Raw genomic sequence first — 13,963 nt, forward strand, 5'->3', positions numbered from 1 at the left:
CTTAATCGTAACGCAGCGCTTCGATGGGGTTGAGCCGTGCCGCGCGCTTTGCAGGCAGGTAGCCGAACAGCACGCCGATGCCCACCGAGATGCCAAAGGCCACGGCCACCGAGCTGAGAGACGGTGCCACGGTCATTTCCATATCGGACATGACCAGCGGCAGGATCTTGTTTGCCAGTGCCGAGAGCAGATAGCCAAGACCGATGCCCAGTATGCCGCCCAGCGCCGAGGTGGTGGCAGCTTCGGTGACGAACAGGCCCAGAATGACCCGTTCCTTGGCACCCAGCGCCTTGCGAATGCCGATCTCGCGGGTGCGCTCGGTGACGGACACCATCATGATGTTCATGATGCCGATGCCGCCCACCAGCAGCGAGATGGCCGCAATGGCTGTGAGGATAGTGACGACCATGTTCACCATGGAGGTCATCATATCCAGCATTTCGCTCATGCTGGTGACCATGTAGCCCTTATCGGAGCTGAGCAGCTCCTGCAGGCCGTCTTCCAGTGCGGTCTTCGCTTCGGAAATGTTGTCCTCACTGGTCACAGTGACGGCGTAGGAGCTGGCGGTGCTGGTTTGGGAAACACGCAGCGCCGTGGTGTAGGGCAGCAGAACGATATCATCGCTGCTGCCCTCCTGATCCGAGGTGTCTGTCACCTTGGCTTCCAGTACGCCCACAATGGTATACTTCTCCGCTCCGATTTTGATGGTCTGGCCCACGGCATTGCCGCCATAGGCCACACGGCTGATGTAATCGCCCACTACGCAGATCTTCTTGTTGTCAGTCAGATCCACGTAGTTGATGCCGCGCCCGATGCGGACGGTGCAGCCGTTCATTCCAAGATAGCTCTCGCTCACGCCCTTGACGCTGGTATTGCTGTAGCTGGTGGTACCCACCTTCACGGTCCCGTTGATGCTGGCCGTAGGCGACACCGCCTCGAACAGATCCGGGTGGGCATCCACGAGGCTGTAAACATCCTCCACTTTCACAGAGCGGGAACCGTAACCCATGACCTGCACGCTGATGATGTTGGTGCCGAGATCTGAAAAGCTGGACTGGATGCTCTGGGTCATGCCGTTGCCAAGGCCCACGATAACGATGACCGCCGTCACGCCGATGATAATGCCCAGCATGGTGAGGAAGGTGCGGAACTTATTGCTCCAGATGTTCTGGATGGCTTCACGGAAGGTCTCATAGATCATGACGCACTCCCCTCCTGTTCTGCCTTGGGTGCATAATTGGGCTGCACCACGGCTTCGGGTGCGTGGGCATCGCCGTCGTACACCACATGGCCGTCCTCCAGCCGGATGATGCGCTGGGCCTGCACGGCAATGGAGTTGTCGTGGGTGATAAGCACCACGGTGTTGCCCTGCCGGTGCAGCTCCTGCAGCATGCCCAGCACTTCACGGCCGGTGTGGCTGTCCAGTGCGCCGGTAGGCTCGTCGGCCAGAATGACAGCCGGACGGCCTGCCAGTGCCCGCGCGATGGAAACACGCTGCTGCTGACCGCCGGAAAGCTGGTTGGGCTTGTTCCGGAGCTTATCGCCAAGGCCCACCCGCTCCAGTGCGGCGGCGGCACGGCGGCGGCGCTCTCCGCGCGGCACTCCGGCATACACCAGCGGGACCCCCACGTTTTCGATCAGGCTGAGCTTGGGCAGCAGGTTGTACTGCTGAAAGATAAAGCCCAGCAGCTCGTTGCGGATCTCGGCCAGTTCGTCGCGGCTCATTCTGCCCACGTCACGGCCATTGAGTTTATAGGTGCCCGCCGTAGGCACATCCAGACAGCCGATGATGTTCATGCAGGTAGACTTGCCGGAACCGGACTGGCCCACGATGGCCACGAACTCGCCCTTGTTGATCTGCATGGAGATGTGGTCCGCAGCCTTTACAAGGGTATCGCCCATCTGGTAATACTTGCACACATTGTCAAATTCAATGAGGGCACTCATCAGAAGCCACCTCCCGGGCCTCCGCCGCCGGGGCCTCCGTTTCCTCTGCCGGGCCCGCCGCTGCCGCCCGGGCCCACCATGAATTCCATACTGTCGCTGGCGTTCTGCTTTTCAGCCGCGTCGGCATCGTAGGCGATGGTGTCGCCCTCCTGCAGGCCGCTGGCCACCTCAATGTAATCATCATCGCTGGTGCCGGTGGTGATCTTGACGTACACATAGCCGTCCGGTGCGGTCATATCCTGCACGGCATTGGCAGCACTGGGCGAATCCTTGGTGACCAGCACATAATTGCCGCGCACCACGGAACCGTTGGGAACGGCAAGGGCGTTGGACGCACTGCTCACCTCGATCTCGGCCGTGGCGTTCATGCCGGGCAGCAGGTCGCCGGTGTCATCGATGCGGATGGTCACCGGGTAGGTAGTGGTGCCGCCGGTGGTGGTTCCTGCAGCTGAAACACTGGTGACCACGCCGGTAAAGGTACGGTCAGAAATGGCATCTGCCGTAATGGTGACGGTCTGACCCTCCTTGATGGAGAGGATCTCCAGTTCGTCCACATTCAGCGTCATTTCCAGATAGCTCAGGTCGTAGATGGTGCACAGCGTCTCGCTGGCTGTAGTATCGGTGCCCACAGTGTCACCAGCCTTGACATTCTTCTGGATCACGGTGCCGCTGATGGGCGAGGTAATGGTGTAGTTTTCCATCTGCTTTTGGGTATCGCTCATGGAAAGCTGCGCGTTGAGCAGGCTATCGGCAGCGGACTGTACCTGCCTGCTCAGCTCGGTGCCGGAAAGCTGCACGATGGCCGTGTTGGCCTCAATGGCAGTGCCTTCCTTGACGCACACAGCAGCCACCGTGCCGCTGGTGGTGGCTGTGACGGTCTGCTGGTGCTGATAATCGAACCGGGCCGAAGCCAGCGCGCTGACACCGTTGATGGTGGCGGATGCGGCCTGTGCGGTGGTCAGGCTGCCATTATTCTTCACGGCAATGGTCACGGTGCGCACCAGCAGATTGCCGCTGCTGATGGTATCGGTGCCGGCCACGGCCTGCACCGTGCCGGAAAGGGTCTCAAAGGTACCGTTGAGTATGACCTCCGCAGCCTGACCCACGGCAAACCCCGAAGCATCCGCTGCCGGGAATTCCAGCGTGAGCAGCAGGCTGGAATCGTCCCGCACGGTGGCGATCTCCTGCCCGGCGGTCACGTAGTCACCGGCCTTGACTTTGATGGAAGCCACTGTGCCGCCAATGACGCTGCGGATGTACTGGGCATCGGCTGTATCGTCGTAGCTGCGCTGTGCCTGCTCCAGCGCAAGCTGGGCCTTTTCCACACTGGTGGCAACGTCTGAACTGTCGATGGTGTACAGCACGGTACCCTTCTCGATGGTATCGCCCACCTCAAAATCTGCGGTGAGCACAGTGCCCTTCACCAGCGACTTGACCGTATAGGTATTAGCTGCGGAAATGGTTCCGGAACCGCTGAAGGTGTTGGTGATGTCCCGCCGTTCCAGTGCGGCCTCCATGTACTGGGTGCTGGCCTGCACAGCCTTTTTGCTGTTTTTGGGCAGCAGCACCGCAGCGGCCACCGCCGCCACGCAGACCACCGCAGTGATCTTTTTCCAGTTGCGCTTCAAAAACTGTTTCGGGTCTTTTTTGCCCGGCTGCACCGCCGGGTTCTCAAAGTCCAGCAGTTCCTGCTGGGCATCCGGCTGCTGTGCCGGTTCGCTGTTTTTCTTTCGCAGCATCGTATCGCCCCTCCTGTATTGCATGCGGCGGGATCTTCTCCGCCAATATCTGGAAGTATACAGGATGATTCTTAGGATTTTGGGCAAAAAAGTCTTAAGATGACTTAAGAGAAGTCAACAATGTGTGAAAAAGCAGAGAAAGCCTCCCTCAGCGGGAAGCCTTCTCTGCTTTTTCATTCTTTGACGGTCTGGAACAGCAGTGTCATGCGGAAAATGCCTTCAGGCTGTTCAATACGACAGATGCCCTGCATCTTTTCCATCATTGTTTCAATGCTGGGCAGTCCCACCTTGGTGCTCTCCGAGGAGGCGGGCACCGGCAGGACGCGGTTCTCAAAGCACAGGCCCGCCCTGTCTTCTTCCTGCACAAAGCGCACAAGGATATCACTGCAGGGGTCGGCATACTTGACCAGATTCGAGGTGATGTTATCCAGAATGCGGCGCACGTACTGCCCGCTGACCGAGAGCAGCACGTCCTCCTCGCCCAGTTCCAGTGCGCAGGCAAACCCGCGCTGCTGCAGCGTTTCCACCATTTCCGTGAGTGGCTCTTCAAACACAGTGGAAAAATGTGCCGGCGGGTCCAGCACGGCCACCGTATCCCGCGTGACAAGGGCATATTCAAACAGGTTATCCGAAAGCTGCTTGATCTGCCGGGCCTTCGCGTCGATCTTGTTCAGGTAATTGTCGGCCTGTTCCGGTGTCTCGTACTTATGATACTGCAAGATCTCTGTATACAGCAGCAGAGTGGTCAGCGGCGTGCGCAGATCGTGCGACATCTCGGTGATGAGATTCTTTACCTTGGCAGCGGCCTGTGCTTCCTCTTCCTGCTGCTGGCGCAAAGTCACCCGCATGGAGTCCAGACAGGAGGCCAGCGTGGTGATCTCATCGCTGCCGCGGATGGTAATGGGGTGGTCGAGGTCGCCGCCCTCCATGGCCTGGATCTCCTCACTGAGCTGCACCACGTACCGCACGATCTTACGGCTGTTCAGAAGGAAAAAGCCCGGAAACCACCATAAAATGCACAGGGAAAGCAAAATTTCGCACCCGGTGCCGTAATAGGTATTGAAGCCGTTGTAGTAGAGCATCGCGCTCACCTCACCGTCTGCAAAGGTGAGCGTGTAGCAGGGCAGCCAATCGTAAACGCCGGTCTTATCCACCAGGACCCCCGGGTTCTGATCCGATGTGCCGTTCTGCGGCAAAAACGAGATTATCCCGTCTTTGGGTGCAAACGAAGAGTAGATCATCGTCTGGCCCCGGTAGAGTTCCAGCAGGGTATAACGCCGCTTATGGCTCCAATCCGTCAGTTCCTTTACATCCGTGCTGGCAAGATGATGTTCCGTCACATAGCTCTGCAGCTCCTGCACCTGTTTCTGGGTGGCATGCTGCTGCACCTCCGTGCGGCTGAACCAGAAGCGCAGTCCCTTGGCAAGCACCACCTGCGATACTGTCAGCAGCAGCACGCTTTCCAGCGCCGCCAGTGCGATCATGCCCATAAACTGCTTTGCAAGGCCGTTCTGCTTTTTCATAGACCGCCTTCCTCTCCGGAAACAAAGCGGTAGCCCTTGCCCCACACAGTGCAGATGCGGGTGGGCTTCTGCGGGTCGTCCTCCACCTTCATACGCAGGTTGCGGATATGCACCATCACTGTGCCGTTGGAAACATAGTAGTACGGCTCGTTCCACACCGTCTCATAAATGACCTGAATGGAAAAGATGCGCTGCGGGTTCTGCATGAGCAGCCGCAGAATTTTGTATTCCGTCTCGGTCAGATCCACTTCCCGCTCGTCCACCCACACACGGTTGCAGTCCAGTGCAAGGCGCACACCGTGCAGCTCCAGCGTGGTGTTGTGCGGCTTGTGATGCACCTGATCCTTGCCCTGATACACGCAGTACCGGCGCAGCAGCGCCTTGACCCGCGCGCTCAGCTCCGCAAAGGAGAACGGCTTTGCCAGATAGTCGTCGCCTCCCGCCGTCAGGCCCAGCAGCTTGTCCGACTCCTGCGATTTTGCGGTAAGGAACAAAATGGGCACCGCCGAGGTCTTGCGCAGCTCTTCGCACACGCGCAGACCGCTCATGCCCGGCATCATGATATCCAGAATGACCAGATCCACCTCCGGGTCGAACAGCTCCAATGCCCGCAGGCCGTTCTCTGCCTCCAGAATGTGGTAGCCCTCGCCTGCCAGCAGGATGCGCACACCGTCCCGGATATCCGGGTCGTCCTCCACGATCAGGATCGTCTGTTCTGCCATATTCACACTTCCCCCTTGTACTGTCATTCGATTTTAGTATACCAGCAGAACGTTTTAGTTTCTACAAAAGATTTCTTAGGAAAGTTTAAGAAACAGCCGGTTTTGCTTTCTGCTGCCATATGCTCCCCTCCTGTCTTTTCTTTTATAAATAAGTATAATGATCTCCCGGGAAAAGTGCAACCAAAAGGCACCGGCTTGTGCAAAAAAGCCGGTGCCTTGGGGCAGGAATATTTTACAGGTTCAGCAGCACATTGGCCCGGAAAACGTTGCCGCCCGTTTCCACCGTCAGATTGCCGTGATACCTGTGCACGGCAGTTTCGACGGAAACAAGGCCGATGCCCTGTCCGTCATGCTTGGTGGAGCGCAGAACGCCGCCCTGCTTTTTCAGCACGCCATCGTAGCGGTTCTCCACCATCAGGCCCATCATGGCCGGGCTGAGCATCCGGGCCAGCACCTTGATCTGCCGTTCTTCCGGCGGCAGCTTCTGGCTGGCATGGAGCGCATTTTCCAGCAGGTTGCCAAGAATGGTGCACAGGTCGGCCTCCGGCAGGGGCAGGAGCTTGGGCAGTTCCAGCTTCCATTCGATCTGGATGCCCTGTCTCCGAGCCTCGTAGTCGTAGTGGCCGGCAAGCGCATCCACCGCAGCGTTGGCGCACAGGGTGGGTCTGGCATCGCTGAGTTCGCTCTCGTACTGGCTCAGGTAGCTTTTCAGTTCATCCAGCTGCCCGGCCTCGGTCAGGCCGGAGATCACATGCAGGTGCTGGCGGAAATCGTGCCGCAGGTGGCGGGTCTGTTCCAGATAGCTGCGCAGCTCCATATAGCGGCGGGACTCCACGGCCAGCAGCTGGTTTTCGCGGTCCAGCTGGGAGCTGCGGGCATACTCCTTTGCCACGCGGTACATCTCGTACAGCAGCAGAAAGATGCCCAGCAGCGAGATGCTCACTGCCAGCACCGCGATGATGCGGATGCGGTTCATCAGGATGATGCCGATCTCCTTCGGCATACAGAACACCAGAAACGCCGCGTACAGTGCCGGCAGCGGCCATGCCGACTCCCAGAAGGCTTCTCCGTGGTACTCCTGCAGCAGCCACCGGCTCCAGCGCACTGCCGTAAAGCGGAAGATGGTGCTGAGTATCACCGCGAGGGTCAGGCAGATGACCGAGGTGCTGGGCAGAAACACCGGCTGTGCATTGTCCAGCTCAGCTTCCGCGTTCAGCACAACGGCAAGCAGGGTGCACACAGACATCATCACTGCCGACACCGAGAACAGAAACATGGTCTGGCTGATCGATACTTCCCGGTCGGTGCGCCAGCGCAGCAGCCAGAAGCTGATGATGAGCAGCGGGATGAGCAGGAAGTTCGTTTCTATGTCCAGCATGCAGCACACCGCTGCGCCAGCCAGACCCATCAGTGTGATCGCCGACGCACCGATGGCATAGGTTTTACGCGGTGCACGCAAGTGCTCCTGCAGCGAGGCAAGGCAGAGATATTCTGCCGGATACATCATTGCAAATTCCAGAAAAAAACGTCCAAACAATGCAAAATTCACAAGCGCTCTCCTTTCCAGATCAGAATTCCCGCTGCATCCCACGGAACTGGTACTGCGTAAATTGGGCGAGCAGGCTGTTTTTGTCCTTCTGCCGCACCGGCAGATGGGTCCCATCCAGCATTTCAATGCAGTCGCCCTCAAACCGCAGCACCTTGGACATGTTGATGATCACGCCGCGGTTGCACACCAGAAATTCCGGCTGGGTCTGAAGCTGTTCCTGCACCTGTGCAAAATTTGCCGTGGCCCGGCACTCGCCGTCATCCGTGACCACACGCACATAATGGTTCTGTGCCGTAGCATAGTAGATCTTGGTCAGCGGCAGCCGCACGATCTGCCGGGCAATGCGCACCTCCAGCTCTGGCTGCTGGCGGCACAGCACCCGCCGCAGCTCCCCTGCCAGCTGCTCAAACTTTTCTTCCTTATAAGGCTTGAGCAGATAATCGAATGGATGTACCGGAAAGGCATCCCACACGTACTCCGGCGAGGATGTCACAAACACGATCAGCAGGTCCGGGTCGGCCGCACGCAGCCGCCGCGCCGTCTCAATGCCATTGGTGCCCTCCATGCAGATGTCCAGAAACACTACCTGATACCCTTCGCGCCAGCCGGCCCGCAAAAATTCATCTCCGCTGGCAAAACAGCTGCAGGATATGTTCTCATTTTCAAATGCCTTTTTCAGCAGCTGTTCCAACCGTTCGGCATCCGGCTTGCGGTCTTCCACGATCGCCGTCCGCAGGTTCATCGCTGCACCCCCCGTTCCTTCTGCTTCCCTATTTTTTATTCTATTATAGCACAAGTTCCGCCTTCCGTGGTCTGCCATTCGCGCACAAAACAGCCCGTTTCGCGCAGGCTGCGGCAGTGGGCAGAAATTTTTGTGTGTTTTCGTGGCTGCTATGATCGTAATACTGGCAAAGTGGTGGAACTGGAGAACGAAGTGACAGCTGTTCGCATTGACTTCGTTGCACAATATGGATATAATATAATTAGAATTTTACTATTATAGATCGTTCAGGAGCAGGAGGTGCTTTTATGAATATCCGTCCATCTGCAGCGATTCGTCAGAACTACAACGAAATCGCCGATTTGTGCAGAGAAACCGCCGAGCCGATTTTTCTCACCAAGAACGGCGAGGGTGACTTGGTCGTCATGGACATCGAAACCTACAACCGCCGTGAAAAAATGCTGAAGCTCCGTGAAGAGCTGCTTTCCGTGGAAGAGGACCGGATGCGTGGAAGCGAGGGCTATTCGATCGACGAGGTCACTTCCATGATGCGCAGTGCGGTCAAGGAGGCCACAGGGCATGGCACAGCAAAATAAATACCACGTGATCGTGTCAGCACGGGCTGCTCAGATGCTGGTGTCCCACGCCGCATTTCTGGCACATGTCAGCCCTGCGGCAGCAGAGCGGCTTACAGTCGAATTTGAAAAGGCTGCAAAGTCTTTGGAGCAGATGCCGCAGCGCTGCCCATGGCTCAAAGGTGAATACATTCCTAAAAATGCTTACCGATTCATCTTGTTTGAAAAACGCTATATGCTTATCTTCCAGATTGTAGATCATACGGTTTATGCGGATCATGTGGTAGATTGCAGACAGGATTACGGCTGGCTCATCCGATGATTATCAAAGGCGGTGACTTTCCCTTTTGTGGGAAGCTCCCGCCTTTTTCTGCGTCTGTATAAAAAGAAAAGCACCATACTTCCTACGAAGTACAGTGCTTTTTTGGTGGAGAATAGCGGGATCGAACCGCTGACCTCTTGCATGCCATGCAAGCGCTCTCCCAGCTGAGCTAATCCCCCAGATGTTCGTGCCGTGCCTGACGACGTGGTTTATTATATCAGCACATCCGGGAGTTGTCAACTGTTTTTTGAAAAATTCTGCAGCAGTTTGTCTGCCATCGGGAAATTGTTTTTGAATGGGTTATTCTCATTCCATCCCTGCGCCGTTTTCCCACAGCCTGCTAAGTTTTTTATGCAAACAAAAACCCCGCACAAAACAATTGCTTGTCTTGTGCGGGGCCTCTCTAGCTCTTTTACCTGACACAACAAACGCTATGTCAAATCAAACTATCTATCCTATTCAGGAAAGATTAGTTATTAGAGAGTGGGCAGAGTGCCTTTCTTAGTTTCCAGACCGATGGAGCCGCTGCCCAGGGTGTAGATAGCGGACAGGCCGCCCAGGATCTGCATGCCAGCATTCAGAGCGCCAACAGCAAAGCCCCAGTTGCCGCCGAAGGTGTTGTAGCCCTTGTTGTAAGCCTTATCCAGATTCTTAACAGAGAAGCCGATCACATCGCCGGGAACGTAGTTGCCATCGAACAGCTGGCCCAGAATGGAGCTGGTGTACGCATCCAGGAAAGAGTTGCCAACGATCTTGATCACGTTAGCGGAAACGTTCTGCCAGTTCTCAGTCTTCATAGCAGGAGCCAGGACATCAACCAGGCTACCACCAACAACGTAGGTCATCTCGTTTTCTGCAACAGCAGAGAAGTTTGCAGGCATCATCATAATGAATTTCTCCCTTCAAATTTAGAAAGATATTTGCAAGCCATTTGTTTGGCTTACGTCCCTTACTAGGATGGCAATAATATACCACACTTTCCAGAAATGTTCAAGTACTTTTTTGAAAAAAATGTGAAAAATGTGATAGACTGTGAAAATCCGGTCTCAAAATTCTTACAGAAGCCGCTTTTTTGCACACAGCGACATGGTTTTTTGCAGAATTGGAAGATACTGGAATTTGAAAGGGATCGTGTATGAAAACCGTGATCTATCTGGACGAACTGCTGCTGACGAACTTTCTGGCCGCAGCAGCGCTGCTTTTGGGCGCAGGGCTTTTGTGTGCGCGGCAGTGCAGCGGCCTGCGGCTGATGGCGGGCAGTGCGGCAGCGGCAGCGGCTTCGCTGGGCATTCTGCTGCCGGAGCTGCCCGAGCCTGCAGCTTTCCTTTATAAGGTGTTCACCTGCTGTGCTGCTGTAGCTGCGGCTTACGGTGTGCCGGGCCTGCGCAATTTTGTGCAGCTGTGTGTGTGGTATCTGCTGCTGAACCTGCTGCTGTGCGGAGCCGTGCTGCTGCCCGGAGTGCAAAGCGCAAATCTCTGCGTCTATCTGCCGCTGTCCCCGGGCCGGCTGCTGCTGTGCTGCGGTGCAGTGCTTGCCGTGCTGCGCGGTGTACTGTTCTGCTTTGGCCGTGCAGGCACCCGCTGCTTTGCCGCTGTGCTGGAGCTGGAAGGTGCAGCCCTCTCCGTACAGGCTTTCTGCGACACCGGCTTCTCAGTGCAGGACCCGCTGACCGGGCAGGCAGTGGTTCTGGTCTATTATCCTGCCGTGCGCAGTGCCCTGCCGCCGGAGCTGCGCACATTTTTGGATCGTTATTTTGCCTGCGGCACGGCACCGCCGCCGGAGCTGCGGGTGCGGCTGGTGCCCTGCACCACCATTGCCGGGCACTGCGTGCTGCCTGCCGTTCCGGCCAAGGCCCTGCGCACCAGCAAAGGCAGTGCAGCGGGCATTCTGGCCGCATTCTGCCGCCCGGAAGCACAACAGCCATGGACAGCTCTGCTGGGCAGCGAACTGGCCGTACAGCTGGGCATCCGCTGAGAAGCGTTTGATGCGATCGATACTTATAGATGTACAGGAGGGGTATTCATGTTTCATGTTCTGCACCGGTTCTGGCGTTGGCTCCTTGCACGGCTGGGCTATTGCGGCGGCGCACATTTTCTGGCGGGCGCGCCCAGCCTGCCCCCGCCCCTGACCCCGGAACAGGAAAAAGTCCTGCTGGCCCGTATGGCTGCAGGCGATGCCGCTGCCCGGGACGACCTGATCACCCACAACCTGCGGCTGGTGGTGTACCTTGCCAAAAAGTATGAAAGCAGCGGTGTGCCTGCCGAGGACATGATCAGCATTGGCACCATCGGGCTGATCAAGGCGGTGAACACCTTCACGCCGGAGCGCAGCATCAAGCTGGCCACCTACGCCAGCCGCTGCATCGGCAATGAAATTCTGATGTACTTACGCAAAAGCTCCAACCGCCGTCAGGAAGCCAGCATCGACGAACCGCTGAACGTGGATGGCGACGGCAACGAGCTGCTGCTTTCTGATATTCTGGGCAGTGATGAGAACCAGATCAGCCAGCGGCTGGAACAGGATGCGGAGCGTGCCGTGCTGCGCCGGGCCGTGGACAGCCTGTCCCCGCGGGAACGGCAGATCATGGAGCTGCGCTTTGGTCTGGCGGACGGCATTGAGCGCACCCAGAAGGAGGCCGCCGACGCACTGGGCATCAGCCAAAGCTACATTTCCCGGCTGGAAAAACGGATCATCCATACCTTAAAAGTACAATTGGAAAACGAATAACGGCTCCCAGTTTTTCCCGTGCATAGTGCTTTGCACGCAGGGCCATACTCCCGGTGAAGATCAAAACAGACCGGGGGCGTTTGGATGTACAACAAAGTGGAGCTGTGCGGCATGAACACTGCAAAGCTGCCTGTGCTGACCGAAGCCGAAAAGCGGGAACTGCTGGCCCGCGCCCACGCCGGTGATGCAGCAGCCCGGGAACAAATGGTGGAAGGCAACCTGCGGCTGGTGCTCAGCGTGGTGCAGCGGTTCGCCCAGCGCGGCGAAAATCTGGACGACCTGTTTCAGGTGGGGTGCATCGGCCTGATCAAGGCCATCGATAACTTTGATCCTGCCCAGCCGGTGCGCTTTTCCACCTACGGCGTGCCCATGATCATTGGGGAGATCCGGCGCTTTCTGCGGGACAACAACGCCCTGCGGGTGAGCCGCAGCCTGCGGGATACCGCCTACCGTGCCATGCAGAGCCGCGAAGCGCTGGAAAAGCAGCTGGGCCGCGAGCCGACCATGGACGAGATCGCACAGGCGGCGGGCCTTGCCCGGCGCGAAGTGGCCGCTGCGCTGGAATCGGTGATGGAGCCGATCAGTCTGGAAGAGCCGGTGTACACCGATGGCGGCGATGCGATGTATGTGATCGATCAGGTGCGGGACCCGGACGGCGAGGACAGCTGGATCAGCGGGCTGCAGTTCCGGCAGACCGTGGCCGGGCTGACCCCGCGGGAAAAGCGGATCATGGAGCTGCGCTACCTGCAGGGCAAGACCCAGATGGAGGTGGCGCAGGAGATCGGCATCAGTCAGGCACAGGTCAGCCGGTTGGAAAAAGGCGCACTGAGCCAGTTCCGCACCCGGGACTGAACCTAAAAAAGGCGGCACAGCTTCCGTTTTGTTCGGAAGTGTGCCGTCTTTTATCTGCGGCTGTATTTGCGCCGGGTGGCCGCACCGCCGCGCAGATGCCGCTCTGCCTTATTGCAGGCCAGAACCGCCCGCACCTGCCGGAACAGCTCCGGCTGCAGCGTCCGCAGCCGTACCGCAACATCCTTGTGCACGGTGGACTTGCTGCACCCGAACACCGCTGCCGCCGCACGCACTGTGGCCCGGTTGGCCGCGATATATTCGCCCAGCTGTACCGCCCTCTGTTCGGGGTCTCCCTTCATATCCAGACTCCTCCCATTGTGAACTTATAGTACAGCCTATGCACAGGCCGGGGCAGATATGTTCCGCCGGGGCTTGACTTTTGCGCCGGATGCGCTATACTTTTGCTTGGACATAAAAACAGGGGCGCCGAAAGGCTGAGATCCGCGTTTTGCGGAGTACCCTTTTACCAGACCGGACAATGCCGGCGTGGGAGTTTGCAGAACTGTCCGTTCTTTCACAAACCCCATGCGCCTGCTGAAAAGCGGGCGCATTTTGTTTTTGTGTACTATTGTTCTGAGAAGAGGAATCCCTATGACCAAAACCTATTCCAAGACCCGCATTCTGGTGGAGGGCGCACTGATGATCGCCCTGTCCACCGTTTTGAGCATGATCCAGATCCCGCTCATGCCCCACGGTGGTTCCATCACCCTGTTCAGCATGGTGCCCATTCTGGTAATGAGCTACCGCCACGGCGCAAAGTGGGGCATCATGACCGCTTTCGTCAACAGCCTGATCCAGCTTGTGCAGGGCCTTGGCAATCTGGCATACTGCCAGACCCTCACGGCACAGGTGGGCTGCGTGCTGCTGGACTACCTTCTGGCCTTCACGGTGCTTGGCTTTGCCTGCCTGATCGCAAAGCCGTTCCGCCGCCGCACCGTGGGTGTCGGTGTCAGCGCCTTTGTGGTGTGCCTGCTGCGCTTTTTGTGCAGCTTTCTGTCCGGTTACATCGTCTGGAAGGACTACGACTACGCGTTCAGCTGGATGACCGAGATCGGCTTTCCCGGCATCTCCAACATGAGCGTGGACGGTCTGTGCTGGCTGTACAGTGCCGTGTACAACGCCACCTACATGCTGCCGGAAGCCATCCTGACCACGGTCCTTGTGGTGATCCTGATCCGTGTCGCACCGCAGATCTTCGACCCGCAGAACGCAAGAGCGTAAGTTTTTTCGCAGTCATTTTTCCCGCCGGGGAGGGCATTTCCCCGGCGGGAATTTTTTTTGCAGA

15 protein-coding genes, 1 tRNA gene and 1 riboswitch are annotated in these 13,963 nt (G+C 57.6%); of the genes, 6 read left to right on the plus strand and 10 right to left on the minus strand.

Annotation, left to right across the window (positions count from 1 at the left end):
• Position 1: 1 nt before the first annotated feature.
• From DXA66_RS00525 to DXA66_RS00555, 7 genes are all read right to left on the minus strand, one after another.
• Complete coding sequence (locus tag DXA66_RS00525; RefSeq protein WP_118526109.1) at positions 2–1,201, minus strand: ABC transporter permease; 1,200 nt, start codon at positions 1,199–1,201, stop codon at positions 2–4.
• The gene (locus tag DXA66_RS00530) at positions 1,198–1,947 is read right to left on the minus strand and encodes an ABC transporter ATP-binding protein (protein ID WP_118526111.1); all 750 of its coding nucleotides are present in this window, start codon (positions 1,945–1,947) and stop codon (positions 1,198–1,200) included. Before DXA66_RS00530 ends, DXA66_RS00525 begins: the two co-directional genes overlap by 4 nt.
• The gene (locus DXA66_RS00535; protein ID WP_118526113.1) at positions 1,947–3,686 is read right to left on the minus strand and encodes an efflux RND transporter periplasmic adaptor subunit; all 1,740 of its coding nucleotides are present in this window, start codon (positions 3,684–3,686) and stop codon (positions 1,947–1,949) included. Before DXA66_RS00535 ends, DXA66_RS00530 begins: the two co-directional genes overlap by 1 nt.
• Positions 3,687–3,859: 173 nt before the next feature.
• Positions 3,860–5,209: a histidine kinase dimerization/phospho-acceptor domain-containing protein gene (locus DXA66_RS00540; RefSeq protein WP_118526115.1), complete on the minus strand. Its 1,350-nt coding sequence runs from the start codon at positions 5,207–5,209 to the stop codon at positions 3,860–3,862.
• Entirely contained in the window at positions 5,206–5,931 is a 726-nt protein-coding gene (locus DXA66_RS00545) for a response regulator transcription factor (RefSeq protein WP_097777569.1), read from the minus strand. The genes DXA66_RS00540 and DXA66_RS00545 overlap by 4 nt, the downstream gene beginning before the upstream one ends.
• Before the next feature lie 232 nt (positions 5,932–6,163).
• Entirely contained in the window at positions 6,164–7,480 is a 1,317-nt protein-coding gene (locus DXA66_RS00550; RefSeq protein ID WP_243089002.1) for a sensor histidine kinase, read from the minus strand.
• A gap of 19 nt (positions 7,481–7,499) precedes the next feature.
• Positions 7,500–8,222 (minus strand): LytTR family DNA-binding domain-containing protein, encoded by a 723-nt coding sequence (locus DXA66_RS00555; RefSeq protein ID WP_165853668.1) that lies wholly within the window; start codon positions 8,220–8,222, stop codon positions 7,500–7,502.
• 287 nt (positions 8,223–8,509) lie between these two features.
• On the opposite strand from DXA66_RS00555, the gene DXA66_RS00560 reads away from it, so the two are divergent.
• Positions 8,510–8,797 (plus strand): type II toxin-antitoxin system Phd/YefM family antitoxin, encoded by a 288-nt coding sequence (locus DXA66_RS00560; RefSeq protein WP_097777567.1) that lies wholly within the window; start codon positions 8,510–8,512, stop codon positions 8,795–8,797.
• Positions 8,781–9,098 carry a type II toxin-antitoxin system RelE/ParE family toxin gene (locus DXA66_RS00565; protein ID WP_097777566.1) on the plus strand — a complete coding sequence of 106 codons (318 nt, stop codon included), beginning with the start codon at positions 8,781–8,783 and terminating at the stop codon, positions 9,096–9,098. The genes DXA66_RS00560 and DXA66_RS00565 overlap by 17 nt, the downstream gene beginning before the upstream one ends.
• Before the next feature lie 103 nt (positions 9,099–9,201).
• Here DXA66_RS00565 and DXA66_RS00570 read toward each other — a convergent pair.
• Positions 9,202–9,277 (minus strand) — tRNA-Ala (locus tag DXA66_RS00570).
• A 297-nt stretch (positions 9,278–9,574) separates the two neighbouring features.
• Positions 9,575–9,985 carry a hypothetical protein gene (locus DXA66_RS00575; protein ID WP_118526119.1) on the minus strand — a complete coding sequence of 137 codons (411 nt, stop codon included), beginning with the start codon at positions 9,983–9,985 and terminating at the stop codon, positions 9,575–9,577.
• A 248-nt stretch (positions 9,986–10,233) separates the two neighbouring features.
• Between DXA66_RS00575 and DXA66_RS00580 the strand changes: the two genes are divergently transcribed.
• The 3 genes from DXA66_RS00580 (at position 10,234) to sigG (ending at position 12,678) form a co-directional block, all read left to right on the plus strand.
• Positions 10,234–11,073, plus strand: coding sequence for a sigma-E processing peptidase SpoIIGA (locus tag DXA66_RS00580; RefSeq protein ID WP_118526121.1), 840 nt, complete (start codon positions 10,234–10,236; stop codon positions 11,071–11,073).
• 48 nt (positions 11,074–11,121) lie between these two features.
• The gene (locus DXA66_RS00585; protein ID WP_118526123.1) at positions 11,122–11,826 is read left to right on the plus strand and encodes a sigma-70 family RNA polymerase sigma factor; all 705 of its coding nucleotides are present in this window, start codon (positions 11,122–11,124) and stop codon (positions 11,824–11,826) included.
• Between the two features lie 84 nt (positions 11,827–11,910).
• Positions 11,911–12,678, plus strand: coding sequence for an RNA polymerase sporulation sigma factor SigG (sigG, locus tag DXA66_RS00590; protein WP_118526125.1), 768 nt, complete (start codon positions 11,911–11,913; stop codon positions 12,676–12,678).
• Between the two features lie 50 nt (positions 12,679–12,728).
• Here sigG and DXA66_RS00595 read toward each other — a convergent pair whose 3' ends face one another.
• A complete protein-coding gene (locus tag DXA66_RS00595) occupies positions 12,729–12,977 on the minus strand; it encodes a sporulation transcriptional regulator SpoIIID (RefSeq protein WP_005945675.1) in 249 nt (82 codons plus the stop codon).
• A gap of 110 nt (positions 12,978–13,087) precedes the next feature.
• Positions 13,088–13,187, plus strand: a riboswitch (TPP riboswitch).
• Positions 13,188–13,269: 82 nt separating this feature from the next.
• Between DXA66_RS00595 and DXA66_RS00600 the strand changes: the two genes are divergently transcribed.
• The gene (locus tag DXA66_RS00600) at positions 13,270–13,899 is read left to right on the plus strand and encodes an energy-coupled thiamine transporter ThiT (RefSeq protein WP_118526127.1); all 630 of its coding nucleotides are present in this window, start codon (positions 13,270–13,272) and stop codon (positions 13,897–13,899) included.
• The last annotated feature ends 64 nt before the right edge of the window (positions 13,900–13,963 follow it).

The organism is Faecalibacterium sp. OF03-6AC (assembly GCF_003478175.1).
Classification (GTDB): domain Bacteria; phylum Bacillota; class Clostridia; order Oscillospirales; family Ruminococcaceae; genus Faecalibacterium; species Faecalibacterium taiwanense.

Bases quoted from the DNA above. Each gene is read 5' to 3' on its own strand.
- DXA66_RS00565 (WP_097777566.1), top strand. From the start codon at position 8,781: ATGGCACAGCAAAATAAATACCACGTGATCGTGTCAGCACGGGCTGCT.
- DXA66_RS00535 (WP_118526113.1), bottom strand. From the start codon at position 3,686: ATGCTGCGAAAGAAAAACAGCGAACCGGCACAGCAGCCGGATGCCCAG.
- DXA66_RS00585 (WP_118526123.1), top strand. From the start codon at position 11,122: ATGTTTCATGTTCTGCACCGGTTCTGGCGTTGGCTCCTTGCACGGCTG.
- DXA66_RS00560 (WP_097777567.1), top strand. From the start codon at position 8,510: ATGAATATCCGTCCATCTGCAGCGATTCGTCAGAACTACAACGAAATC.
- DXA66_RS00545 (WP_097777569.1), bottom strand. From the start codon at position 5,931: ATGGCAGAACAGACGATCCTGATCGTGGAGGACGACCCGGATATCCGG.
- sigG (WP_118526125.1), top strand. From the start codon at position 11,911: ATGTACAACAAAGTGGAGCTGTGCGGCATGAACACTGCAAAGCTGCCT.
- DXA66_RS00595 (WP_005945675.1), bottom strand. From the start codon at position 12,977: ATGAAGGGAGACCCCGAACAGAGGGCGGTACAGCTGGGCGAATATATC.
- DXA66_RS00580 (WP_118526121.1), top strand. From the start codon at position 10,234: ATGAAAACCGTGATCTATCTGGACGAACTGCTGCTGACGAACTTTCTG.
- DXA66_RS00530 (WP_118526111.1), bottom strand. From the start codon at position 1,947: ATGAGTGCCCTCATTGAATTTGACAATGTGTGCAAGTATTACCAGATG.
- DXA66_RS00555 (WP_165853668.1), bottom strand. From the start codon at position 8,222: ATGAACCTGCGGACGGCGATCGTGGAAGACCGCAAGCCGGATGCCGAA.
- DXA66_RS00540 (WP_118526115.1), bottom strand. From the start codon at position 5,209: ATGAAAAAGCAGAACGGCCTTGCAAAGCAGTTTATGGGCATGATCGCA.
- DXA66_RS00600 (WP_118526127.1), top strand. From the start codon at position 13,270: ATGACCAAAACCTATTCCAAGACCCGCATTCTGGTGGAGGGCGCACTG.
- DXA66_RS00575 (WP_118526119.1), bottom strand. From the start codon at position 9,985: ATGATGATGCCTGCAAACTTCTCTGCTGTTGCAGAAAACGAGATGACC.
- DXA66_RS00525 (WP_118526109.1), bottom strand. From the start codon at position 1,201: ATGATCTATGAGACCTTCCGTGAAGCCATCCAGAACATCTGGAGCAAT.